The organism is Kytococcus sedentarius DSM 20547, assembly GCF_000023925.1.
Taxonomy (GTDB): domain Bacteria; phylum Actinomycetota; class Actinomycetes; order Actinomycetales; family Dermatophilaceae; genus Kytococcus; species Kytococcus sedentarius.
In genome coordinates this window covers 790,069-813,651 of the sequence record NC_013169.1, presented here as the reverse complement: position 1 = coordinate 813,651, position 23,583 = coordinate 790,069, and the positions used below count along the sequence as shown (strand labels likewise).

Genomic DNA, 23,583 nt, shown 5'->3' with positions numbered 1-23,583 from the left:
TGTTCGATGTTCGCCGTATATCGAACAAGGTGATATGGTCGATTCATGTTCGTCGAACATCGAACATCGGTTTTGAGGGAGGATCATGTCACGCAGCCCCGTCTGGCTCGCCGCCTTGTTCATCGCTACGTTGGCGCTGGGCACCGATGAGTTCGTCATCGCCGGAGTCCTGAACACTGTCGCCGCCGACCTTGGGGTCACCCCTGGGGCGGCGGGGCAGTTGGTGACGGGTTTCGCGTTCGCGTTCGCTCTCGGTGCCCCGGTGCTGGCGGTCTGGCTCGACCGATACCCGCGCCGTCTTGTGCTCTGCGGCGGGTTGATGGTGTTCGTCCTGGCGAACCTCGGCTGCGCTATCGCGCCTGATCTGGCGGTGCTGTTCGGGTTGCGCATCGTCGCGGGCTTGTCGGCGGCCGCGGTCTCGACCACGGCGTTCGCGGCAGCGGCCGAGGGCGCCCCCGAGGGCAGGCAGGGCACCTACCTCTCTGTGGTGACGGCCGGGCTGACGGTGGCGCTGTTCACCGGGGTGCCGGTCGGCACCTGGATCGCCGGAGCTTGGGGGTGGCGCTCGACGTTCCTCCTCATCGCCGCGGTCGCCGCCGTCGCTGCGGTGATCGCCCTGACGACCATGCCCCGGCTGCCGGGTGCCGCCGCGAGCACGCTGGCGACGCGACTGGCCCCGCTGCGCCGTCCGGCGGTGCTGCGGATGGTCGCGGCGATCTTCTTGTGCGGCACGGGCGGGCTGATGTTCTACACCTACCTCGGCCCTATCACCGTCCACACCCTGGGCGACGACAACGCGCTGCCGATCCTGCTGCTGATCGTTGGGCTCGTCGGGGTCGTCTCGGCGCTGCTGGGCGGTCGCCTCACCGACGCCTACGGCCCCAGGCGGGCACGCTTGGCGATCCTCGGCGGGCACGCCCTCGCCCTCGGCCTTGCCGCGGTTCTGGTGATCGTCGGTGCACCGGTCTGGCTGTTCGCTATCGGGATCGGCCTGTGGTCGGTGTTCGCGTGGGCGCTCAACCCGCCCATGCAGGCCAGCACCATCGCCGCCGCGCCCGAGGCGGCCATGACTGCGGTCTCACTCAACATCTCAGGCCTCTACCTCGGCACCGCCGTCGCCGGAGCCATCGGCGGGCTCACCCTCGACCACCTCGGCGCATCCGCGATCCCCTTTGTTGGTGCTGTCGCTCTCGTGGCGGCATGGCTGGTCGCGGCCCCCGCGATCCCGACTCGCACAGAGCCTCAGCGCGAGAGCGCCGCACAGCCGTGAGCGACGATCCACCGCGTGCATGGTGATCCCAGGTGCCGCTGACCGCACGGACAACCAGTCATCGCCGGGCGCTGGCACCCGTGTCGTATGGCTGCGTGAAGTTCATCGTTGTCCGTGCGGGTTCTGCGATCTTGTCGGGTGACTTCGGGCAGCGCCCAATTCGCTGCGGCGATGTGCTCTTGATCGGCCGGGGCGTGCCGTGCGGGGCTGAACCCGAGGGGCAGGTGACCGTCACGACCGTCTATCTCGATCCCGACTACGCCGTGGACTTGTTCTACTGGCAGCACACCGGGTTGCTGCTCGACCGGCTCGAAGCGCAGGACGTTGCCGCAGCCGTGTTCACGGAACCAGTACAGGTGATCCGCCTCGGTGAACTGCGGCTCGCCGAACTCGTACCGTGGCTGGACGAGCTGGTCGAGCTCAGCGAGGCCGGGAACCTCTCGGAGTCGTTCGCCCGGATGCAAGCGCTGTGGTTCCTGCTCGCGGATGCCATCGGCCCGTTCTTGAAGACGATGCCCGTGGCGGAGGTGCTGGCGCAGTCGGGCAAGACGTGGCCACGGGCGCTGTGCAATCGGCATCTCGCGGCTCCGGTGCGGGTCGAGGTCTTAACCGTGCGCGATGCGCTGCATAGCAATATCGCTCGTCGCTGGGTGCTGCGTGATCTGGCGGAGATGGTGCATCTGTCTCCTAAGCAGCTCGCCCGCGTGTTCTCCATCGCCTACGGCAAGACCCCGCACGCCTATCTGACGATGTTGCGGGTGGGGGCAATGGCGCGGCTGCTGCGTGAGGAGAACCTGACCGTGGATGCCGCTGCGCATCGGATCGGCTGGTCGCGCAACCAGGCCGCGGAGATGTTCGCGCGGCACGTCGGCACCACGCCGGGCCGGTACCGCCTCTACGGGCTCCCGAGCACTGTTGTGGGAAGCGGTGCGCACCTACCTGGTGAGATCCGTCCGCCACGACCCGAGAACGGGCTCCAAGCATGACCACGCTAAGCGCACCACAACAGGCCGAGCGGCGGCGTCGCCGCGCCCTGCTCGTGGCCGGTCGCGTCGCTGACGGTCGTGCAAAATTTGCACCACCGTCAGCCTCGGGTCGGTCGCGCCTGGTTCCGTCGATTCGACGGCACCGTGCCGCCAGCGGTGGCTTCGGCCGAGGCGTAGGGCACGGTGGCGGCAATTTGCCGGAACCGTGCGACCTGGGCTTTCGGACGTGGCGGGCGATGAACGGGGTCGCTGATTCGGCGGCCCCGTTGAGACCGGGCCTGTCGGTGACGGTGGGCGAAAATTTCCCCCACCGTGCGACCAGGCGTTTCGCGCCCGCTGCCTGCGGTGACCGGGGGTGCGACGCTGGCACCCCCGTGCGACCTGGGGTTCTGCCGAACAGTGCCGCAAAATTTGCGGAGCCGTTCCGAGGCCAACGGGGGTGGAAAATTTCCGCCCCCGTCGCCACTGCTGACGGTGGTGGCAATTTGGCCCCACCGTGCGACCTGGGGTTTTACCGATCCGCGCCTCTCACGGTGCCGCCACGGTGACGGAACCGCGAGGCGTTGACCTCGGCGGTTCACGGCGGTGCCGAATCGGCACCCCCGTGGGCTGCCCCGCTGTGAGGCCCGTGCTGGCCGCGCTCCCTGTGGATAAGTCTGCATATAGTACCTCAACCCGGCAACGAATACCAGATGTTGTGGTCGGCCGGTCGTACCTGACCTCCATGACCTCCACGCAGCACACCACCACGACCACGACCGCACCACCTGCACCCGGCGACGTTCCCGAGTCGTTCGGGGCGCGTCTGGCGCGGGAGACACGCGAGGCGCAGGGCCTGTCGCCGGGCATCGTCGACCGGCGGGCGCGGGCACGGCTGCGGGCCTTGTGCGGGCTTCCGAAACCGCCGCTCACGCTCTCACGCACACCAGACGAACTCGACCCGGCGGGCGAGTAGGCTCTGCCGGTGCTCCCGCAACCGCGCCTGATAGGTCTCGTCGGGCTCATCCCGACGACGCGAGACGATCGGAGACACGCCCTTGGGGTGGCCGTGGATGAGTACGGCTTCGAGCACGATGCTGGCCGCGTCGTACTTCCACTGCGCCGTCCGCTCGGCCCATTCCGAGGCAACCGTGCCCAGGTCGATGTCCACGTCCAGGACGGGCTTGCGGGCGAGGTGCTGCTGATACTCCCGCTGCCGGGTACTGATCCGCTCGGTCAGCCGTGAGCGCTGCCGCGCCCAGGTCGCCCGGTCGATCAGACCGTCGTAGTGGTCGTCATCGAGCCGGTTCAGCACCGTCCGGTCGGAGTCGATCAGCACCGACAACTCGTCATGTGCACGCTCGGTCTCGCTGCCGTCGCGGGCAGGCAGCGTCTCCGGGGTCAGGGCAAGGCGGGAGAAGACCGACAGCACCGCATCCTCGACCAGCGCGGTGACCTCGGTCATCTTCACCGAGCGATGGCAGGTGTTGAACTGCTTGTTCCCGCAGGTGTAGAAGTCGCCCTGCCGGTACATCGCGGTGCCGCACTCGGCGCACCGGATCAGCCCGGTGAACGGGTAGACCCGCTTGATTGCTCCCGGCCCTCCCTGCGACTTCGCGGTGCGAGCGGCGAGCACGTCGTTGACCCGCTGCCAGGTGGTCACGTCGAGGATCGGCGTCCAGTTGCCGTCGGTGACCGTCTCAGGAACAGTCGAGCGCGACCCGTCCGGCAGCATCGGCAGATAGGTTCGGGCACCTTTCAGCGCCGGGTTGCGCATGATCCGGACCAACGCGCTCTCCGTCCACCGCTTCCCCAGCGCGGAGGACTCGCCGCGCCGGTGCCAGCGTTGGATGATCGCGTAGACCGACTCCCCGGCCAGCAGACGATCCGCCGCCTCCCGCACCAGCGCCGCCTGCTCCGGCACCACATACAGCGTCGAGTCGCCCATCCGGTACCCGTAGGGGGCGCGGCCACCATGCCACTTGCCGTCGATGGCCTGCTGCTTCGACGCCCTGGCGACCCGTCGAGCCGTGTCCGCCGACGACTTGTTCGCCATCTCCACCAGCACCCGCGCCATCGCGATGTCCGAGTCGTTGTCCAGGCGCAGGCTGCCGGTGGTGGAGAGCACCCGGAACCCGTACAGCACCTTGGCGTCGATCAGGTCTTCCAGATCGCGGGGGTCGCGCACGGCCCGGTCGAGGTCGTAGGCGATCATCGCCTCCGCACGCCCCTGCGTCAGGAACGACAGCATGGCCCGGAACCGTGGCCGAACCACACGCCGCACTTTCTCCCCGGTCGGGAGGGTGATCGTGCGCTGCTTGAACGCCAAGGTGTCGTCCTCCCGGAACACCTCCACCACCTCGAAGCCCAGCGACTCGGCATAATCGCGGCAGTCCGCCTCCTGCCGCTCGACACCTTTCTCGGTGCCCTCGGGGTCGTCACTGATGCGGACGTACAGCACCACCCGCAACCGCTGAACAGCGGCGCTCGGGCTGGTGGTCGTGCGGGTCGGGGTCGCGATGCTCATGGCGGGTACCTCTTTCGTCTGTCAAGACGCAGGTACGTTTGCTAGCCCACGGCACGCGCGTGCCCCCCACCCTGCGGTGCAGGACGGGGGCCACGGTGCGACCTGGTGCGGGCGGGACTCAGTCCTCGTCCGGGTGGGCCATCAGGTGGCGCAGGGCGAGCCCGAGGGCTCCCCAGACCACCGTGAGGTACGCGATCATCATGATGATGGCCTCGGTGCTCATGCCCGGCCTCCTTCCACGTACTCGGGCGAACGGTGCCCCGCGGGGTCGTTCAGGTCGTTGCCGTGCTCGTCGAGCTCGTGGGCGCGGGCCCGCTCGTGCTCCTTGATCCAGGGGATGACGGAGAGCAGCAGGGCGAGCACCACCAGCGCGGCGGTCATGCCCCAGCCGAAGATGTTGACGAACTCGGAGGGGTAGTAGACCGGGTTGCCGGCGTCGTCGGTGCCGGACGGGTACCCGTCGCTGACGAGGGTGCTCACGCTCTGCCAGGTGGCCAGGGCGAGCACGGCCGGGGTGATCACGGCGACGCACAGCATCCAGAGGCGGCCGACCTTGAAGGAGCTCACCGCGTTGAGGTGGCGGGCCAGCTCCGGCAGGGCCCGGGCGGCGAAGGCCACGGCGAGCGCCGCCAGCCCGGCAGCGGTCACCAGGACCACGTTGTTCACCCAGTTGTCCGTGACGTCCAGCACGTGCAGGGCCGTGCTCCGGGCGTAGAAGAACACCGACACGGCAGCCATGACCGCACCGGTCACCAGCGTGCCGGTGCGCGGGGCCAGGCCGAACTTCTCGCCAAAGGCCGCACCGACCACCTGCATCAGGCTGATCAGCGAGGTGATGCCCGCGACCACGAGGCAGCCGAAGAAGAGCACACCGAAGACGTTGCCGAAGGGCATCTCGTTGATCAGGGCGGGAAAGACCACGAAGGTCAGGCCCGGCCCACCGGCCGCGGCGTCCTCCACGCCGACCCCCTGCTGCACGGCGAGGAAGCCCAGGCAGGCGAACACGCCGATGCCCGCGAGCACCTCGAAGCTGGCGTTGGAGAAGCCGACCACCAGGCCGGAGCCGGTGAGGTTGGTCCTGCGCTTGAGGTACGACGCGTAGGTGAGCATGGCGCCGATGGCCACCGAGGTGCTGAAGAACACCTGGCCGTAGGCCGCCACCCAGACGTCCGGGTCCTTGATGGCGTTCCAGTCCGGGGTGAAGAAGGCGTCCAGGCCGGTGGCCGCACCCTCCAGGAACAGCGCCCGCACCACCAGCGCGCCGAACACGAGGATCAGCAGCGGCAGGAAGACGCGGTTGGCCAGGCCAATGCCCTTGTCCACACCGACCGCCACGATGCCGATGCAGAGGATCCACAGCCCGGCCAGGGCGATCAGCGTGGGAGTCACGAAGTGGCCCAGCGCGCCGATCTCGGTGACCTCCAGCAGCTCGCCCTCGAAGAAGGCGCCGGTGTCGGAGCCCCACTCAGTGGTGAACGCGTAGAAGAAGTAGCGCAGCGCCCACGCCAGGACCACGGCGTAGTAGGTGGCGATGACGAAGCACATGAGCACCTGCACCCAGCCGAAGGGCTCCAGCCAGCGGCGCAGTCGCTTGAAGGCCAGCGGGGAGGCCCCGCGGTACTTGTGCCCCAGTGCGTAGTCCAGGAAGAGCAGCGGGATGGCTGCGGTGGTCAGCGCGACCAGGTAGGGAATCAGGAAGGCGCCGCCACCGCTCTCGTAGGCGACCATGGGGTAGCGCCAGATGTTGCCCAAGCCCACCGCCGAGCCGATGGCGGCGAGGATGAAGACGCTGCGGGCTGAGAAGGCCTCGCGGCCACCGTTGCCCGCCTCGGGGGGCGCGGAGGGGCGGTACGCGGTGGCGCCGCCAGCATTCTGAGACATCGTTGACCTCGGTCTCGAAGGAACAGGACGGCCGAAGTCTCCCCCTCCTGCACCCCGCACCCCACCGCCGTCATCCGCACGGCGAGAAATCATTGCCGAACTGTGACGAAGTGCCGTGGGGCTCAGGCCAGGTCGTCGGCCCCGAAGGCCAGCGGCACCAACTCCGCCACGGTCCGGGGCGTGCCGTCCGGCGCCGTCACCAGGCACTCGGGGCCCCCGTGCTCCACGAGCAGCTGGCGGCACCGGCCGCAGGGCATGACGACCTCGCCGTCGCGCTGCACGCAGGCCACCGCGACCAGGCGTCCACCGCCGGAGTTCACCAGCTCACTGACCATCCCGCACTCCGCGCACAGGGTGACGCCGTAGCCGGCGTTCTCCACGTTGCAGCCCGAGACCACGCGCCCGTCCTCCACCAGGCCGGCCGCGCCGACCGGGTAGCCCGAGTAGGGGGCGTAGGCGCGGCGCATGGCCGCGCGCGCCGCATCGAGCAGGGCGTCCCACTCGATGCGGGGCGCCTCGCCCCGCATCGAGCCGGCGTCGTCCGGGGTGCTCACGAGCGCCCCTTCACGTAGGCCTTGCCCTCGGCGGCCGGGGCCCGCACCTTGCCGACCAGCCCGGCCACGGCCACGATCGTGACCAGGTAGGGCAGCATCAGCAGCAGGTCGGTGGGCAGCGGCGAGCCGATGGAGGACAGCACGTTGCCGAGGTTCTTGGTGAACCCGAACAACAGCGCGGCCACCACGGCACCCTTGGGGCTCCACCGGCCCAGGATCATCGCCGCCAGGGCGATGAAGCCGTTGCCCGCGGACATGTCGCGTCCGAAGGCCAGCCCCGCACCGATGGTGAAGAAGGCGCCACCGAGGCCGGCGACGGCGCCGCCGATGAGCGTGTTGACCACGCGCAGGCGGTTGACGTCCACGCCCACGGTGTCCGCGGCCTTGGGGTGCTCCCCGATGGCGCGGGTGCGCAGGCCCCAGGCGGAACGGAAGAGCATCACGTGCAGCACGACCAGCAGGACGTACATCAGGTACACCAGGATCGTCTGCTTGAAGAGCACCGGGCCGAGGACCGGGATCTCCGACAGGAACGGGATGGGCAGCTCCGGCAGCGACTGTCGGGCGTTCCACGTGGCGCGGTCCTGGCTGAGCAGGGTGGAGAAGAAGAAGCCGGTCAGGCCCAGCACCAGGGTGTTGAGCACCACGCCGACGATGATCTGGTCGACGCGGAAGACCACGGCGAAGAGCACCAGCAGGGCGCCCACCAGGGCTCCGGCGATCGGCGCCGCGATGAGGCCGAACCAGGCGTTGGCCGCCAACGAGGCCACCACCGCCGCGGCGAAGGCGCCGAACAGCAGCTGGCCCTCGATGGCGATGTTGATGACGCCCGACCGCTCGCAGAGGATGCCGCTCATGGCGCCGTAGATCAGCGGCACCGAGAGCGCCAGCGCCCCGGCCAGCAGCGAAGTCACCGGGACCACGGCCCCGGTACCCGCCGCGGCCCACACGAGGGTGGCGATGATGAAGGCCAGGCCGCCGACGACGTGCACCCACGCCGGGGGGCGACCCTTGGCCCAGACGACCCAGGCCGTGGTGGCGGCGAACAACACGCCCAGCAGGACCGCCGTCAGCCACGACGGGACCGTCACCTCGGGGATCTGGAAGAGCACGTCGGAGCCGGTGAACCGGAAGGTCGTCTCCGCGTCGGCCGGGCTGCGCAGGACGTACACGCCCCACATCAGCAGCAGGCCCAGCAGGTAGACCGCAGCGACCCCCCATCGGGGCTTGCGGGAGGTGTGGGCCATGCCCTGGGCCGCGGGCCCGGTGCGCCGCTCGGCGTCACCCGGCGTGGCGGCAGGAGTGGTGGCGGGGGCCATCGGGGTGCTCATGCTGCGGCCTCCTGCTTCGCCGAACGGGCGGGACGCGCGGCACGGGGGCGCCGCGGACGGTCGGGATCGGGCAGGCGGAACACCATCCGCACCAGCGGCGGCGCCGCGATCAGCAGGACGATGACCGACTGCAGGACGAGGATGATGTCGATGGGGGTCTGCGTCACCGACTGCATGACGAACCCGCCGGCCTTGAGCGCGCCGAACAGCAGGCCCGCCCAGAGGACGCCCCAGGCACGCGACCGGCCCAGGAGCGCCACGGTGATGGCGTCGAACCCGAGGGAGCCCGCGATGCCCGCGGTGAGGAACTGCTCGGTGCCCTGCACCTGCGCCGAGCCGGCCAGGCCGGCCAGCAGACCGGCGATCACCATCGCGGCGATGGTGACGGTACCGACGTTCATGCCAGCGGTGCGGGCCGCGTCCTGGTTGACGCCGACCGCCCGCAGGCGGAAGCCCAGGGTGGAGCGCTCCAGCAGCCACCACACGGCGACGGTCGCCAGCAGGGCGACCAGGAAGGCGGCGTTCAGGCGGAAGTCGTCACCGAGCAGGTTCGGCCACAGGGAGTTCTCACCCAGCCGGGGCGACTTCGGCTGGTTGGAGCCGTCCTCCTGGAAGGCCGGGGTGGTGAGCAGGTAGGCCACCAGGTACACGGCGGTGTAGTTGAGCATGATCGTGACGATCACCTCGTTGGCGCCGGTGCGGGCCTTGAGCAGACCGGGGATGAACCCCCACAGCGCGCCACCGAGGGCGGCACCCAGGGCGGCCACGACCAGGTGGACCACCGGGGGCAGGTCGAAGCTGAAGCCCAGGTAGCTGCCGATGATCGCACCGAGGATGATCTGCCCCTGCGCACCGATGTTGAACAGGCCGGCGCGGAAGGCCACGGCCACACCGAGACCCGCCAGGATCAGCGGCACGCTGAAGACCAGCGACTCGGTCAGCGGCCGGATCTGCCGGGCGAAGGTGTCGCCGTCGGGGTTGAAGACCGCGCCCTTGAAGAGCGAGACGTAGGCCTCGGAGACCGCGGTCCACAACGCGCCGAGCAGGTCGCCCGGACGGGCGAAGAAGTAGGTCGCGGCCTCGCGCACCTCCTCGTCGGCGATGGCGATGAGCACCGCACCCAGCACGAGCGCCAGCACCACGGCCAGGGCCGAGATGAGGAGGTTCCCGGTGACGATGCGGTGGAACAGGCTGGCCTGCTCGCGGGCGTCGGGGGAGGCTCCCCCACCGGTGAGCTCGGACGGCTCGGTGGTCGTCGGCTCCGTGCCGGGGGTCGTCATCGGTCCTCCTCGGACGGCAGGCGGGTGGCGCCGGTGTCGGTGTCGGTGTCGGATTGGTCGGCGGCGCTCAGGGCGGTCTCGTGGGTGGCGGCGCTGGCGCGGGCCTCCTCGGCCGGCACCCCGGCCATCATCAGGCCGAGCACGTCGCGGTGGGTTCCACCGGGCACGATGTCGACGATCCGGCCGCGGTACATCACCGCGATCCGGTCCGACAGGGCCAGCACCTCGTCGAGCTCGGTGGACACGATCACCACCGGGGTGCCGGCGTCCCGCTCGGCCACGATCTGCTGGTGGATGAACTCGATGGAGCCGACGTCCACACCACGCGTGGGTTGGCTGGCCACGAGCAGGGTCAGATCGCGCCCCATCTCCCGGGCCACGACCACCTTCTGCGCGTTACCACCGGACAGGGTGCTGATGGGGTCGTGCACCGAGCCGATGCGGATGTCGTACTCCTCGACGCGCCGCTCGGCGTTCTCGGTCATCTTGCGCGGCGAGAGGCTGATGCCGTTGCCGACCTCCGGGGAGGAGTACCGGTCCAGCACGAGGTTCTCGGCGATGGTGAAGGTCGCGACCACGCCGTCGGTGGAACGGTCCTCCGGGATGAAGCCCATCCCGCTGGTGAGGCGCTTGTGCACGGACTCGCGCAGCAGGTCGCGCCCCGCCAGGGTGACGCTCCCCCCATCGGCCTCCTGGGTGCCCAGGAGCACCTCGGTGAGCTCGGTCTGGCCGTTGCCCTGCACGCCGGCGACGCCCAGGATCTCCCCGGAGCGCACCTGCAGGTCGATGTCGTCGACCATGACCGTGCCGTTGTCGGCCACCACGCGCAGCTTCTGCACGTCCAGCACGACCTCCCCGGGGGTGGCCGGCTCCTTGGCCACCTGCATCGAGACCGAGCGGCCCACCATCAGGGCGGCCAGCTCGCCCTCGGTGCTCGCGGGGTCGGCCTCGCCGACCACCTCACCGCGACGGATCACGGTGATGCGGTCGGCGATGGCGCGGACCTCCCGGAGCTTGTGCGTGATGAACACGATCGACGTGCCCGAGGCCGCCAGCTCCCGCATGATGCCGATCAGCTCGTCGGTCTCCTGCGGGGTGAGCACGGCGGTGGGCTCATCGAGGATGAGGATCTTCGCGTCGCGGCTCAGGGCCTTGATGATCTCGACGCGCTGCTGCGCGCCGACGGGAAGGTCCTCGATCACCGCGTCCGGGTCGATGTCGAAGCCGAAGCGCTCCGACAGCTCCCGGACCCGGCGACGGGCGGTACCCAGGTCCAGCATCACACCGGAGCCCTCGTGGCCCAGGGCGATGGACTCGGCCACGGTGAAGACCGGCACGAGCATGAAGTGCTGGTGCACCATGCCGATGCCGGCCGCCGCCGCGTCGCCGGGTCCGGAGAAGCGGACGGTCTGCCCGTCGAGCAGGATGCTCCCCTCGTCGGGCTGGTGCAGGCCGTAGAGCACGTTCATGAGCGTGCTCTTGCCGGCACCGTTCTCACCCAGCAGGGCGTGGATCTCACCACGCTCCACCACGAGGTTGATGTCGCGGTTGGCCACCACCGGCCCGAAGGCCTTGGTGATGCCCTGGAGTTCCAGCTTCATCGAGCGACTCCCGTCGTGGGTTCCCGGGTACCGCCAGTGGTCACTTCGGGGTGTTCTCGGACTCGACCGTCAGGTCGCCGGAGGCGATCTGACCGCGCAGGTCGTCCAGCTCGGACTTGAGCTCGTCGGAGATCTCGCCCTCGAAGTCGTGGAACGGGGCCAGGCCCACGCCCTCGTTCTCGACGGTGCCCACGTAGGGGGTGTTGTCGAAGGAGCCGGAGGCGCCCTGCTGCACCGCGTTGAACACGGCCTCGTCCATCTTCTTGACGACCGAGGACACGATGATGTCGCCGTACTCGGTGGACTCGTAGCCGTCGGTGTCCACCCAGATCAGCTTCGCACCGTCCTTGCCCTCGACGGCCTGGGCGGCACCGGCACCGACCGGACCGGCGACCGGCATCACGACGTCCACGTCCTGGGCCAGGAACTGCTCGGTGAGGGTTTTGCCGGCTCTTCATAGATGAGGGTGTAGGGCATGTCGCGCGGTCGGGTGGCGCGTCGGTGTGGGGGTAGGGGTCGAGGTCTTCCGAGGATGGAGGTTCCTACACGCCCATCTCGAAAGACCTCGACATGTACGACGCTACCGTCGGTGGCCGCGCTGATTTGTTCGACCACCCTGACCTGACTGCCGTCTGGACGTGCTCGGCCTGGAAGCAGTGGGCCAACGGCTCGAACCCGACCGTGCCGTGCTGGCCTGCCGGGTCGTGGAGCCGGACCAGTGGTGCCGGCGGTGCGGTTGTCAGGGTGTCCCGCGTGACACCGTGACCCGGGAACTGGCCCATGAACCGCTGGGCTGGCGCCCCACGACTCTGTTGGTCACGATCCGCCGGTACCGGTGCGCCGGGTGCGGTCATGTGTGGCGGCAGGACACCACCGCCGCGGCTGAACCACGAGCGAAGATCTCCCGGGCCGGGCTGCGGTGGGCACTCGAAGGGATCGTGGTCGGGCACTTGACGATGTCTCGCGTCGCCGAAGGCCTCGGTGTTGCCTGGAACACCGCGAACGACGCGGTCCTGGCCGAAGGCAAGCGGGTCTTGATCGATGACCCAGCCCGGTTCGACTCGGTGCGTGTCCTCGGCGTAGACGAGCACGTGTGGCGCCACACCCGCAAGGGCGACAAGTACGCCGGCCGTGATCATCGACCTCACCCCGGTTCGCGACGGCACTGGCCCGGCCCGGCTACTGGACATGGTCGAAGGCCGCTCCAAGGCCGTGTTCAAGACCTGGCTGGCCGACCGCGACCAGCCCTGGCGCGACAGGGTCGAGGTGGTCGCGATGGACGGGTTCACCGGCTTCAAGACCGCCGCCGCCGAGGAGGTCCCCGACGCGGTCGCGGTGATGGACCCCTTCCACGTCGTTCGACTGGCCGGCGACGCCCTGGATGCGTGCCGACGCCGGGTCCAGCTCATGATCCACGGCCACCGAGGATTCAAGGACGACCCGCTCTACAAGGCCCGCCGAACCCTGCACACCGGCGCGGACCTGCTCACCGACAAGCAGAACGACCGCCTGCACGCGCTCTTCGCGGCAGAGGAACACCTCGAGGTCGAGGCGACCTGGGGGATCTACCAGCGCATGATCGCCGCCTACCGGCACCAGGACCGGCGCCAGGGCCGGGAGTTGATGGACAAACTGATCACAGACCTGGGCGCCGGCATCCCGCAGCCACTGGTCGAGCTCACCACGCTGGGCCGGACCCTGGCCAAGCGCGCCGCCGACGTGCTCGCCTACTTCGACCGGCCCGGCACATCCAACGGGCCCACCGAGGCCCTCAACGGACGCCTGGAACACCTCCGCGGCTCCGCCCTCGGCTTCCGCAACCTCACCAACTACATCGCCCGCAGCCTGCTCGAGACCGGCGGCTTCAGACCCCACCTACACCCTCATCTGTGAAGAGCCGTTTTGCCCTGACCGATGTTCTCGAAGTCACCGGAGAAGGCACCGTCCTGCGACTCCTTGTCCCAGCCGAGCACCTGGACGTCCCCGTCCTTGGCCTCGTTGTAGTGCTTGACGCCATCGGCGAAGCCGTCCATGAAGACCGCCACGGAGGGGATCTGGACGCCACCGAAGGTCGCGACCTTGCCGGTCTCGCTCGTGCCGGCCGCCAGGTATCCGCCCAGGAACGCGGCCTCCGCGGTGTTGAAGAGCAGCGGACGCACGTTCTCGGCGGTGGTCGGCTCGTCGCCGTCGGCCAGGGCGGCGTCCACCAGCGCGAAGTCGATGTCGCTGTGCTGCTCGGCGGCCGACTGGATGGCGTCCTCGAGCATGAAGCCGACGCCGATCACCAGGTTGCAGTTCTGCTGGTTGATGAGGCTGTCCACGTTGGGGTCGAAGTCCGCGGGGCTGCTGGACTCGACGGTCGCGATCTGCACGCCCAGCTCCTTCTCCGCGCGCTCGAGGCCCGCGTAGGAGGTCTGGTTGAACGACTGGTCGTCGAAGCCGCCCTGGTCGGAGACCATGCAGGCCTTGTAGTTCTTGTCGACCTCGCCGCCGGCCGCCTGGCTGGACTCACCGGAGCCCGACGCGCCGGACTCGCCCGACTCCTCGCCGGAGCCACCGGACTGGGCCGAGGTCTCGCCGCCGTTCGAACCGCCGGACTCCTCCTCGGGGGCCTCGCCACACGCTGAGAGGGCCAGGGCACCGGCCGCGAGGACGCTGGCCACCTTCATCGAAACTCGCATGATCACTCCTGTGGGGGTCTGTGCCACACGGGCGTGACACGGCGCACATCGTACGCCGCCGAGTGACCCGTCACGCGCGAGCCGCGCGGGCCACGCCAGTGGCCCTCAGCCCCAACACGATTGCGATCACGGACCCCACCGCCACGACCAGCCCGACCAGCCCGTTTCCCGTGACGGCGAGCACCGCGTACCCGAGGGCCGAGGCCACGCCGCCGGTCAGGGCATAGGGCAGCTGGGTGTTGACGTGGAGCGGCAGGGAGGTGCCGGCACCGGTGGCCGAGAGGATGGTGGTGTCCGAGATCGGCGAGCAGTGGTCCCCCAGCACCGCGCCGGCCAGCACCGCACCCAGTGCGGGGATGACCAGCTCCGGGGCGTCGACCCCCATCAGCATCTCGCCGCCGATCGGCAGCAGGATGCCGAAGCTCCCCCAGGAGGTGCCGGTCGCGAAGGCGATCGCGGCGGCCACGACGAAGAGCACCAACGGCAGCCAGACAGCCGCCAGACCAGAAGACTCGACCAGGCCCGCCAGGTACTCCCCGGTGCCCAGCGTGCTGATGAGGGCCGCGGTCACCCACGCGAGCACGAGCACCAGGACGGCCGGCAGCATCGAGCGGATGCCGTTGAGCCAGCCCAGGCCGAACTCCTTGCCCCCGAAGCGCCCGTCGGCCGCGGTCTCCGCCAGGTAGACGCCCACCGCGACCACCAGGCCCAGCAGTCCACCCCAGGCCAGCGAGTGGGTGACCTGCGTGTTCTCGAACATCTCCAGCACCGAGGGCGACTGCACCCCGGCCTCGACCGCTGCGCGGTAGCCGGTGATGAACAGGGCGGCCACGACGCCCAGGGTGAGCGCGAGGAAGGGAGCGATGAGCCCCAGGATGCGCCCGGGCCGCTTCACCGGCAGGTCCTCGGTGAGCTCCCCGGCCGGGTTCTCGGAGGGGTCGATGGCGTCGCCGGTGCGCAGCGCGCGCTCCTCCTCCTTGAGCATGGGCCCGGCGTCCACGCCGAGCACGACCACCAGCCCCACCAGGACCAGCGCCACCCACGCGTAGTAGTTCAGGGGCACGGTGGCCAGGAAGGCGCCGAGCGCGGAGTGGTCCAGACCCGCTGCCGCCACGATCGGTGCCACCAGCAGGATGATGCCGGCGCCCCAGCTGGAGAAGGGCGCGAGCACGCAGACCGGCGCGGCGGTGGAGTCGATGAGGTAGGCCAGCTTGGCGCGCGAGACCTTCCGCGCGTCGGTGACCGGTTTGGAGATCTGGCCCACCGCGAGCGCGTTGAAGTAGTCGTCGATGAAGATCGCCACGCCCAGCAGGGCGGCCATCCCCTGGGCGCCGCGCCGGGTCCGGATGTGCCCCGAGGCCCACTGGGCGAAGGCGCGGGCACCGCCGCTCATGGTGATGAACGCCGTGATGACCCCGAGCATGAACAGGAACAGGATGATCAGCGCGTTGTAGTCGTTGAAGCCGCGCTCGTCCGGGTCGCCGGTCACCACCCACACGATCTCCAGCAGCGCCGTGCCGATGGCGCGGGCCGCCTCCAGCGGGTTGCCGTCGAACAGGATCAGGCCCGCGGCGATGATGCCGGCCCCCAGCGAGGGCATCACCCGCTTGGTGGCCACGACCAGCCCCACCGCGATGAGGGGCGGCACGAGACTCAGCCAAGGGGCGGCATCGAGCCAGGCGGACGGGGCATCGGCAGTCAGGACGGTCACGGGGCGAATCCTAGGGCGCGCGCACCGCCCCCCGAGGGCTCCGTCCACGGGCTTTTCCGGCCCCCGGGCCAGGTGCCGGAAGGCGGCCCGGCACGCAGGGCCTCACCGGAGATCCTCCGCCCGAAGGGGCCGCCGTCGGCAAGACCTCCTCCCCGGGCGGCCCAGCCGCTCCCCCGGCCCTCAGGTGCGTGCGGCGATGCCCGCGACGAGGGCCGGCCCGGCGTAGATGAAGCCGGTGTACACCTGCACCAGGTCCGCGCCGGCGCGCACCAGCTCCACGCCGTCCTGCGGCGTCATGACCCCGCCCACCCCGACGACCGGCAGGTCGCAGCCGGCGCGCACCAGCCGCACCACCTCGCGGGCTCGGTCCGTGAGCGGCGCCCCCGAGACCCCACCGGGGCGCTCGGGGCCCACCCACGCGCGGTCCTCGGCGGTGAGGCCGTCGCGTCGCAGGGTCGTGTTCGTGGCGATGATGCCGGCCACGCCCTCCTCCTGGGCGATGCCGACCGCCGCGTGCAGGGCCGCGTCGTCCATGTCCGGCGCCACCTTGCACAGGACGGGCACCGGCGGGGTCCCTGCTGCGTCTGCCCGCTCCCGCTCGGCGGCCACCACGCCGGCGAGCAGGGCGCGCAGCGGCTCGGGGTCGGCGAGCCCGCGCAGGCCCGGGGTGTTGGGCGAGGAGATGTTCACCGCCAGGTAGTCCGGCAGGCCGGCGGCCACCCGCACGCACGCGGCGTAGTCCTCGAGCGCACGTGCCAGGGGCGTGTCCTTGTTCTTGCCGATCGAGAGCCCGACCGGGATGGTCAGCCCCTCGTCCCGGGCCACCCGCAGCCGGTGGACCGCTGCCTCGACGCCGGCGTTCGGGAAGCCCATCGCGTTCAGGACCGCTCGGCTGGCACGCAGCCGGTGTACCCGCGGCCGCGGGTTGCCGTGCTGCGGACGCGGGGTGACGGTGCCGAGCTCCACGTGGCCCAGCCCGAGTGCCTGCCAGGTCAGCAGGGCCGTGCCGTCCTTGTCCACGCCGGCGGCCAGCCCCACCCGGTGCCCGAAGGCGACCCCAGCGCACACCACGCGGCCGCCGGCCGGCTGACCGGGTGCCAGTCCCCCGGTCGCAGCGGCGACCAGGTGCAGCAGGCCCGGCACCCGGGCGGCCGCTGCCGCCCCCTGCAGGGTCGTGTGGTGGGCGGTCTCCGCATCGCCGCCCCCGAGACGGAAGAGCACCGGGCGGGCGAGGTGCTCGTAGCCCCCGCCCAGCACCCGCTCCCGCACCGCGCCGGCACCCGACGGGCCGGTGCGTGCCGGGCCGGTCCGTGCCGGCAGGTCGCCCCGCTGGGTCACGTCAGGTCCTCGCGTCCGATCTCGTTGAGCCGGGCCACGATGCCCTTGACGTCCTGGGCCCGCTCGCGGGTGGTGACGAGCACCGCATCGGGGGTGTCGACGACCACGACGTCGTCCAGCCCCATGGTGACCACCGTGCGGCCCTTGGAGGTCATCACGAAACCGGTGGCGTCCTCACCGATCACCTCACCGGCCCCGGTGGTCACCAGCCCGTCGACCTCCCGGCCGGCGCCCAGCCGACCGAGGACCGCTCCGAGGGACCCGAAGTCGCCCACGTCGTCCCACGGGAAGTCGCCGGGTACGCAGGCCACGTCGCCGGTGGCGGCCGCGGGCTCGGCCACGGCGTGGTCGATGGCGATCTTCGTCAGCGGCGCCCAGAGGTCGTCCAGCCGGCGCAGGTCGTCGTCGGCGGCGATGGTGGTCAACGACTCCACCATGTCCGGGTGCTCCCGGGCCAGCAGGTCCAGCAGCACCGTGGCCTTCACCACGAACATGCCGGCGTTCCAGCGGTACCCGCCCTCGGCCAGGAAGCGCTCGGCGCGAGCGGCATGCGGCTTCTCGTGGAAGGCACGCACTGCGTGGGCCGAGGGCGCGCCGGGCACCTGAAGTGCCTCGCCGAGGCGGATGTACCCGAAGCCGGTGGCCGGGCGGGTCGGTTCGATGCCCATCGTCACCAGCTTGCCGGTGCGCGCCACGGCGACGGCCTCGCGGACGCAGGCGCGGAAGGTCTCCTCGTCGCCCACGAGGTGGTCGGCGGCGAAGGAGCCGATCACGGCCTCGGGGTCGTGCCGCGCGATGATCGCCGCGGCCAGGCCGATGGCCGGCATGGATTCCCGCGGCTCGGGCTCCACGACCAGGCCGTCGGCCCCGAGCCCGGCGACCCCGCCGCCGAGGGCCTCACCGGCCACCTGCTCGCGCACGCGGTCGGCGTGCGCGGAGCCGGTGACGATGGTGAGGCGGTCGCCCGAGAGGGGCCGCAGCCGGTCGAGGGTGGCCTGGAGCATGGAACGGCCCTCGCCGGTCATGTCCTGGAGGAACTTGGGGGCCGAGGAGCGGGAGACGGGCCACAGGCGGGTCCCGGAGCCGCCTGCAGGCACGATCCCCCAGAAGCCGTCGACGGGCGCGCTGTCGGTGCCGGTGGTCATGGGGCGAAACACTATCCGGCGCGCCGGGTTGGACAACTCGCCCCGCGGGGGGCACCGTGACTCGGGTGCGCGTCGCCATCGTCACCGAGTCCTTCCTCCCCTCCCTGAACGGGGTCACCACGAGCGTCTGCAAGGTGCTCGAGTGCCTCGCCGACAAGGGGCACGAGGCCGCTGTGGTGTGCCCCCGCTCCTCCACCCTCGCCCCCGAGGACCAGGTGCCGACCACCTACGCCGGGTTCCCCGTGCACCCGGTGGCCTCGGTGCCGGTGCGCAAGTTCCGGGTGGGCATGCCGGGGTACGACACCGAGGCCGTGTTCCGGGGGTTCAAGCCCGATGTGGCGCACGTCGCCTCCCCCTTCGTGCTCGGGGTCAACGCCCTGTCGGTCGCGCGCCAGCTGCGCGTCCCCACCGTGGCGATCTACCAGACCGACATGCCCAGCTACATCCGCCAGCACTCCGGTCCGGCCGGCCACCTCGCCGCCAACGCCACCTGGCGCTGGATCCGCCGCATCCACGCCCAGGCCGACCTCACCCTGGCCCCCTCGCAGGCGGCGCTGACGGACCTGCGGGAGCACGACATCCCCCGCACCGCCCTGTGGGGGCGCGGGGTGGACGCCAAGCTGTTCCACCCCGACCGCAAGCAGACCGATGCGGTGCGCCGCCTGAAGGCGGAGCTCTCACCCCGGGGCGAGGTGCTGCTCGGGTACGTGGGCAGGCTCGCACCGGAGAAGGAGCTCCACCGCTTCCTCGAGCTCGCCGACCTGCCCGGGGCGCGCCTGGTCTTCGTCGGCGACGGGCCCAGCCGGGACCTGCTGGGCCACCAGTTCCCCACCGCCGCGTTCCTGGGCCGCATGGAGGGCGAGGAGCTCGCCGACGCCTACGCCGCGTTCGACCTGTTCGTCCACGCCGGCACCCGCGAGACCTTCGGGCAGACCCTGCAGGAGGGCGCAGCAGCGGGGCTGCCGGTGGTGGCACCGGCCCGCGGCGGCCCCATCGACCTCATCGACCACGGCGGGACGGGCTACCTGTTCGACCCCGACCGCCCGGGCGACCTGCGCGCCTGCGTGGAGAAGCTGGTGCTCGGGCCCGATGCAGCCGCGGAGCGCGAGCGGATGGGCCGCGCCGGACGGACGGCCGTCGAGGGGCGCTCCTGGAGCGCGATGGTGGACCGCCTCATCGAGTACTACGAGCAGGTCATCCCGCTGCACGCCGCCGCGCGCCGCGTGGTCTGAGGCGGACGGCGGCGCGGCGGGCCACCACGGCGCGCCGCACCGCGGCGGGAACGCCCGCAGGTCAGAGGGTGCGGCAGGCGCCGGTGCCCAGCTCCCAGGAGTCCAACGGACGCCACACGCCGTCCGGCCCGGACACGTACCGGGTGAAGTGGTCCACGGTGAAGGTGGCCCGCAGCCCCTCCAGCTCGGCCATCGCGCGGTCCAGGGCCTCGTCGGGCACGTTGTGGGCCACCGTCACGTGGGGGTGGTACGGGAACTGCAGCTCGATCGCCAGCGGTCCGGCGTGCACCCGCCGCTCGAGCTGCTCGCACTCGGCGATGCCACGCACCAAGGGGGTGAACACCACCGGGGAGACGGGGCGGAAGGTCGCCGTCCCCCGCAGCTCGACGGTGAACGGCCGGGTCGCGGCCGCGGCCGCAGCCAGGTGGTCGGCCACCTCCCCGCGGGCCGCTCGCGGCATCGTGAACGGGGGCACCAGGGTGATGTGGGTCGGGATCGCCCGCGCCTGCTCGTCGCCGAAACCCAGGCGGGCGTGGCGCAGCTCGTCCCCCCAGGGGCTCGGCACGGGGATGGCGACCCCGATGTCCATGGTCACGGTGGCACCCGGCCCTCAGGGCCTCGCGGCCGGGAGGAAGCCCATGGCCTCCCGCGCCCGGTCCAGCACCGGTGCGGCCATCGCCCGGGCGCGCTCGGCACCGCGGGCCAGGATGCGGTCGAGCTCGGCCGGGTCCTCCAGCAGCTCGTTGGCCCGCTCGCGGGCCGGCGCCAGCAGGGCCTCGACGGCCTCGGCGGTCGAGACCTTCAGTGCCCCGTAGCCCTGGCCGTCGAAGCGGGCGACGAGCTCGGCGACCGACTCGCCGGAGGCCACGGCGTGGATGTTCAGCAGGTTCGTCACGCCCGGCTTGTTCTCCACGTCGTGGGCCACCACACCGTCGTTGTCCGTGACGGCCGACTTGATCTTCTTGGTGGAGGCCTTCGCGTCCTCGAGGAACCAGATGACGCCCTTGTCGGTGCTCGCCGACTTGCTCATCTTGCTGGTGGGATCCTGCAGGTCCATCACCCGCGCCGACTCCTTGGTGACGCGGTACTCGGGCACCACGAGCGAGGGGCCGTAGCGGTGGTTGAACCGCTGGGCGAGGTCGCGCGTGAGCTCGACGTGCTGCACCTGGTCCTCCCCCACCGGCACCAGGGCCGTGTCGTAGAGCAGGATGTCGGCGGCCATCAGCATCGGGTAGGTGAACAGGCCCACCGAGGCGTTGCCGGCCTCCTGTCGGGCGGCCTTGTCCTTGAACTGCGTCATGCGGCTGGCCTCCCCGAAGCCGGTGATGCAGTTCAGCAGCCACGCCAGCTCGGCGTGCTCGGGCACGTGCGACTGCACGAACAGCGCCGAGCGCTCCGGGTCCACGCCGCCGGCCATGAACTGGGCCGCCGTGCGACGGGTGCGCTGGCGGAGCAACTCCGGGTCCATCGGCAGGGTGACGGCGTGGAGGTCCACCACGCAGAACAGCGCCTCGTGACCGTCCTGCATCGGCCCCCACTGCGACAGCGCACCGAGGTAGTTGCCCAGGTGCAACGAGTCGGAGGTGGGCTGCATGCCGGAGAACACCCGCGGGGTTCCCTCATGCTGGAAGCTGGGATTGGGGTCGGCGCTCATGGCGTCATTCTGTCACTGGAAGCGCGCACCGCCGGCGCCCGGCTGGTGGGCTCGTCCCGGGCCTCGTGGTGGTCGGTGCGGTGGCCCGCACCACAGGCAGTACCGTTGGCGCAGATCCACGTCATCACCCAGGAGGTTCTCGTGACCCAGCCCGTCAAGGTTGCCGTGACCGGCGCCGCCGGTCAGATCGGCTACTCCCTGCTCTTCCGCATCGCGTCGGGCGAGCTGCTCGGCCCCGACACCCCCGTCCAGCTCCGCCTGCTGGAGATCACCCCGGCCCTGGAGGCCCTGGAGGGCGTGGTGATGGAGCTCGACGACAGCGCCTTCCCGCTGCTCTCCGGCGTCGAGATCGGGGACGACGCCAACACCATCTTCGACGGCGCGAACGTCGCCCTGCTGGTGGGCGCGCGCCCCCGCGGCAAGGGCATGGAGCGCTCGGACCTGCTGGAGGCCAACGGCCAGATCTTCACCGGCCAGGGCAAGGCGCTCAACGACAACGCCGCCGACGACATCCGCGTCACGGTGACCGGCAACCCCGCGAACACCAACGCGCTGATCACCATGAACAACGCCCCGGACATCCCGGCCGAGCGCTTCTCGGCGCTGACCCGGCTGGACCACAACCGCGCCCTGGCCCAGCTGGCCAAGAAGGCCGGTGTGTCCATCAACGACATCCAGCGCATGACCATCTGGGGCAACCACTCGGCCACCCAGTACCCGGACATCTTCCATGCCACCATCAACGGCGAGAACGCAGCCGAGGTCGTGGACGACCAGCAGTGGTTGGAGAACGACTTCATCCCCACCGTCTCGCAGCGTGGCGCGGCCATCATCGAGGCGCGGGGCTCGTCCTCCGCGGCGTCGGCCGCCTCGGCCACGATCGACCACACGCGCACCTGGCTGTCCGGCACCGCCGAGGGCAACTGGACCTCCATGGCCGTGCGCTCCGACGGCTCCTACGGCGTCCCCGAGGGGCTCATCTCGTCCTTCCCGGTGACCACGAAGGACGGCGAGTACGAGATCGTCCAGGGCCTCGAGATCAACGAGTTCTCCCAGGGCAAGATCGACGCGACCGTCGCCGAGCTGAGCGAGGAGCGCGACACCGTGCGCGCCAAGGGCCTCATCGAGGGCTGAGACCACACAGCACACACGATGGCGGGCCGCCTCCTCGGGGGTGGCCCGCCATCGTGTGTGCGCCACGTCCTGACCGGCGCGCGGGCGCACCGCCTCAGAGCTCGATGGCCCGCGACATCACCCACAGGAGCACGGCCATCAGGGTCCACATGGCCACGTCCACCCCGCGGCTGCGCAGGGCCAGCCCACCGGCCGCACGCCGCGGGACGATCGCGCGGGCCACGGCCCCGCCTGCGGATCCCACCGCCATGACCAGGATCCCGAAGCGCACCTCGTGCAGGAGAACCATCACGAAGCCCACCGTGAAGCAGACGGCCGGGAACCACCACAGGGCCAGGTCGCCCAGACCCTCGCCGGGGTGGATCGCCGGCCCGCGCTTGTCGCGCAGCGGCGCCGCCCACCAGCCGGTCTCACCCTCGCGGGGCTCAGGCGGCCGCATCACGCTCGGCAGCCTCCACCACGTTCGACAGCAGCATGGCGCGCGTCATCGGGCCCACACCACCGGGGTTGGGGCTGGTCCAGCCGGCCACCTCGGAAACCTCCGGAGCCACGTCCCCCACGATCTGCCCGTCCACGCGGGAGACCCCCACGTCCAGCACGGCAGCACCGGGCTTCACCATGTCGGCCGTCACCATGCCCGGCACGCCGGAGGCGGCGACGATGACGTCCGCGCGGCGCAGGTGGGACGGCAGGTCGCGGGTGCCGGTGTGCACCACGGTGGTGGTGGCGTTCACCTCCCGCAGGGCGAGCATCAGGGCCAGCGGCCGCCCGACGGTCAGTCCGCGCCCGACCACGACGACCTCGGCGCCGGCCAGCGGCACGTCGTGGCGCCGCAACAGCTCGATGATGCCGGCGGGCGTGCAGGCCCGGGGGGCGTCGACCCCGTGCACCAGCGACCCGAGGTTGTGCGGGTGCAGCCCGTCGACGTCCTTGTGGGGCGCCACCCGCGAAAGCAGGGCGAACTCGTCCAGCCCCGTGGGCTGCTGCACGAGGAAGCTGGTCACGCGGGAGTCCTCGTTGAGCGCGTCGATGAGCTCCTCGACCTGCTGCTGGGTGGCGTCTGCCGGCAGGTCGTGGCGGTAGCTCGGCAGGCCGATCTGCTCGCAGTCGCGGTGTTTGGCCCCCACGTACCACTGGCTGCCGGGGTCCTCCCCCACCAGGACCGTCGCCAGCCCCGGGGTGTGTCCCGCCTCCAGGAGGGCGGCCACCCGTCCGGTGAGCTCCTCCTTGATGGCTCGCAGTTGCTCTCGACCGTCCAGGATCCGCGCCGTCATGCCTG

At 70.9% G+C, this 23,583-nt stretch carries 20 protein-coding genes and 1 pseudogene; 5 read left to right on the top strand and 16 right to left on the bottom strand.

What is annotated here, in order from left to right:
- The first annotated feature begins 85 nt into the window (after positions 1-85).
- Complete coding sequence (locus KSED_RS03875) at positions 86-1,270, top strand: MFS transporter (RefSeq protein WP_012802270.1); 1,185 nt, start codon at positions 86-88, stop codon at positions 1,268-1,270.
- A 95-nt stretch (positions 1,271-1,365) separates the two neighbouring features.
- Positions 1,366-2,256 carry a helix-turn-helix domain-containing protein gene (locus KSED_RS03870; protein ID WP_012802269.1) on the top strand — a complete coding sequence of 297 codons (891 nt, stop codon included), beginning with the start codon at positions 1,366-1,368 and terminating at the stop codon, positions 2,254-2,256.
- 916 nt (positions 2,257-3,172) lie between these two features.
- On the opposite strand, the gene KSED_RS03865 is transcribed toward KSED_RS03870, so the two are convergent.
- From KSED_RS03865 to KSED_RS03835, 8 genes are all read right to left on the bottom strand, one after another.
- On the bottom strand, positions 3,173-4,762 hold the full coding sequence (locus tag KSED_RS03865) for a recombinase family protein (protein WP_012802268.1): 1,590 nt from the start codon (positions 4,760-4,762) through the stop codon (positions 3,173-3,175).
- A 118-nt stretch (positions 4,763-4,880) separates the two neighbouring features.
- Positions 4,881-4,985 carry a methionine/alanine import family NSS transporter small subunit gene (locus KSED_RS14050; RefSeq protein ID WP_012802267.1) on the bottom strand — a complete coding sequence of 35 codons (105 nt, stop codon included), beginning with the start codon at positions 4,983-4,985 and terminating at the stop codon, positions 4,881-4,883.
- The gene (locus KSED_RS03860; RefSeq protein WP_012802266.1) at positions 4,982-6,643 is read right to left on the bottom strand and encodes a sodium-dependent transporter; all 1,662 of its coding nucleotides are present in this window, start codon (positions 6,641-6,643) and stop codon (positions 4,982-4,984) included. The genes KSED_RS14050 and KSED_RS03860 overlap by 4 nt, the downstream gene beginning before the upstream one ends.
- Before the next feature lie 122 nt (positions 6,644-6,765).
- A complete protein-coding gene (locus KSED_RS03855) occupies positions 6,766-7,170 on the bottom strand; it encodes a cytidine deaminase (protein ID WP_041291203.1) in 405 nt (134 codons plus the stop codon).
- A gap of 23 nt (positions 7,171-7,193) precedes the next feature.
- The gene (locus tag KSED_RS03850) at positions 7,194-8,528 is read right to left on the bottom strand and encodes an ABC transporter permease (RefSeq protein ID WP_012802264.1); all 1,335 of its coding nucleotides are present in this window, start codon (positions 8,526-8,528) and stop codon (positions 7,194-7,196) included.
- Positions 8,525-9,808: an ABC transporter permease gene (locus tag KSED_RS03845; protein ID WP_012802263.1), complete on the bottom strand. Its 1,284-nt coding sequence runs from the start codon at positions 9,806-9,808 to the stop codon at positions 8,525-8,527. Before KSED_RS03845 ends, KSED_RS03850 begins: the two co-directional genes overlap by 4 nt.
- Positions 9,805-11,409, bottom strand: coding sequence for an ABC transporter ATP-binding protein (locus tag KSED_RS03840; RefSeq protein WP_012802262.1), 1,605 nt, complete (start codon positions 11,407-11,409; stop codon positions 9,805-9,807). The genes KSED_RS03845 and KSED_RS03840 overlap by 4 nt, the downstream gene beginning before the upstream one ends.
- Positions 11,410-11,449: 40 nt before the next feature.
- Entirely contained in the window at positions 11,450-11,809 is a 360-nt protein-coding gene (locus tag KSED_RS03835; RefSeq protein WP_049758320.1) for a BMP family lipoprotein, read from the bottom strand.
- A 170-nt stretch (positions 11,810-11,979) separates the two neighbouring features.
- Here KSED_RS03835 and KSED_RS03830 point away from each other — a divergent pair.
- Positions 11,980-13,302, top strand: a pseudogene (locus KSED_RS03830) (ISL3 family transposase).
- Here the strand turns inward: KSED_RS03830 and KSED_RS03825 are convergent.
- From KSED_RS03825 to KSED_RS03810, 4 genes are all read right to left on the bottom strand, one after another.
- Positions 13,293-14,090 (bottom strand): BMP family ABC transporter substrate-binding protein, encoded by a 798-nt coding sequence (locus tag KSED_RS03825; RefSeq protein WP_198479782.1) that lies wholly within the window; start codon positions 14,088-14,090, stop codon positions 13,293-13,295. The pseudogene KSED_RS03830 and the gene KSED_RS03825 sit on opposite strands and share 10 nt — an antisense overlap.
- Positions 14,091-14,160: 70 nt before the next feature.
- A complete protein-coding gene (locus KSED_RS03820; RefSeq protein WP_012802261.1) occupies positions 14,161-15,801 on the bottom strand; it encodes a Na+/H+ antiporter NhaC family protein in 1,641 nt (546 codons plus the stop codon).
- 180 nt (positions 15,802-15,981) lie between these two features.
- A complete protein-coding gene (locus tag KSED_RS03815; protein ID WP_012802260.1) occupies positions 15,982-17,139 on the bottom strand; it encodes a quinone-dependent dihydroorotate dehydrogenase in 1,158 nt (385 codons plus the stop codon).
- Positions 17,136-18,284 carry a mannose-1-phosphate guanylyltransferase gene (locus tag KSED_RS03810; protein WP_012802259.1) on the bottom strand — a complete coding sequence of 383 codons (1,149 nt, stop codon included), beginning with the start codon at positions 18,282-18,284 and terminating at the stop codon, positions 17,136-17,138. The genes KSED_RS03815 and KSED_RS03810 overlap by 4 nt, the downstream gene beginning before the upstream one ends.
- Positions 18,285-18,349: 65 nt before the next feature.
- Between KSED_RS03810 and KSED_RS03805 the strand changes: the two genes are divergently transcribed.
- Positions 18,350-19,516, top strand: coding sequence for a glycosyltransferase family 4 protein (locus tag KSED_RS03805; RefSeq protein WP_041290846.1), 1,167 nt, complete (start codon positions 18,350-18,352; stop codon positions 19,514-19,516).
- Positions 19,517-19,577: 61 nt separating this feature from the next.
- Here KSED_RS03805 and KSED_RS03800 read toward each other — a convergent pair whose 3' ends face one another.
- Together KSED_RS03800 and trpS are read right to left on the bottom strand one after the other, a co-directional pair.
- The gene (locus KSED_RS03800; protein ID WP_041291196.1) at positions 19,578-20,105 is read right to left on the bottom strand and encodes a 2'-5' RNA ligase family protein; all 528 of its coding nucleotides are present in this window, start codon (positions 20,103-20,105) and stop codon (positions 19,578-19,580) included.
- A gap of 21 nt (positions 20,106-20,126) precedes the next feature.
- Positions 20,127-21,170 carry a tryptophan--tRNA ligase gene (trpS, locus tag KSED_RS03795; RefSeq protein ID WP_049758317.1) on the bottom strand — a complete coding sequence of 348 codons (1,044 nt, stop codon included), beginning with the start codon at positions 21,168-21,170 and terminating at the stop codon, positions 20,127-20,129.
- A gap of 141 nt (positions 21,171-21,311) precedes the next feature.
- Here trpS and KSED_RS03790 point away from each other — a divergent pair, with 141 nt between their 5' ends.
- Positions 21,312-22,304, top strand: a complete 993-nt coding sequence (locus KSED_RS03790; protein WP_115306782.1) for a malate dehydrogenase — start codon at positions 21,312-21,314, stop codon at positions 22,302-22,304.
- Positions 22,305-22,398: 94 nt separating this feature from the next.
- Here KSED_RS03790 and KSED_RS03785 read toward each other — a convergent pair whose 3' ends face one another.
- Positions 22,399-22,743 (bottom strand): DUF3017 domain-containing protein, encoded by a 345-nt coding sequence (locus KSED_RS03785; protein ID WP_012802254.1) that lies wholly within the window; start codon positions 22,741-22,743, stop codon positions 22,399-22,401.
- Entirely contained in the window at positions 22,730-23,578 is an 849-nt protein-coding gene (locus KSED_RS03780; RefSeq protein WP_012802253.1) for a bifunctional methylenetetrahydrofolate dehydrogenase/methenyltetrahydrofolate cyclohydrolase, read from the bottom strand. Before KSED_RS03780 ends, KSED_RS03785 begins: the two co-directional genes overlap by 14 nt.
- Positions 23,579-23,583 lie beyond the last annotated feature (5 nt).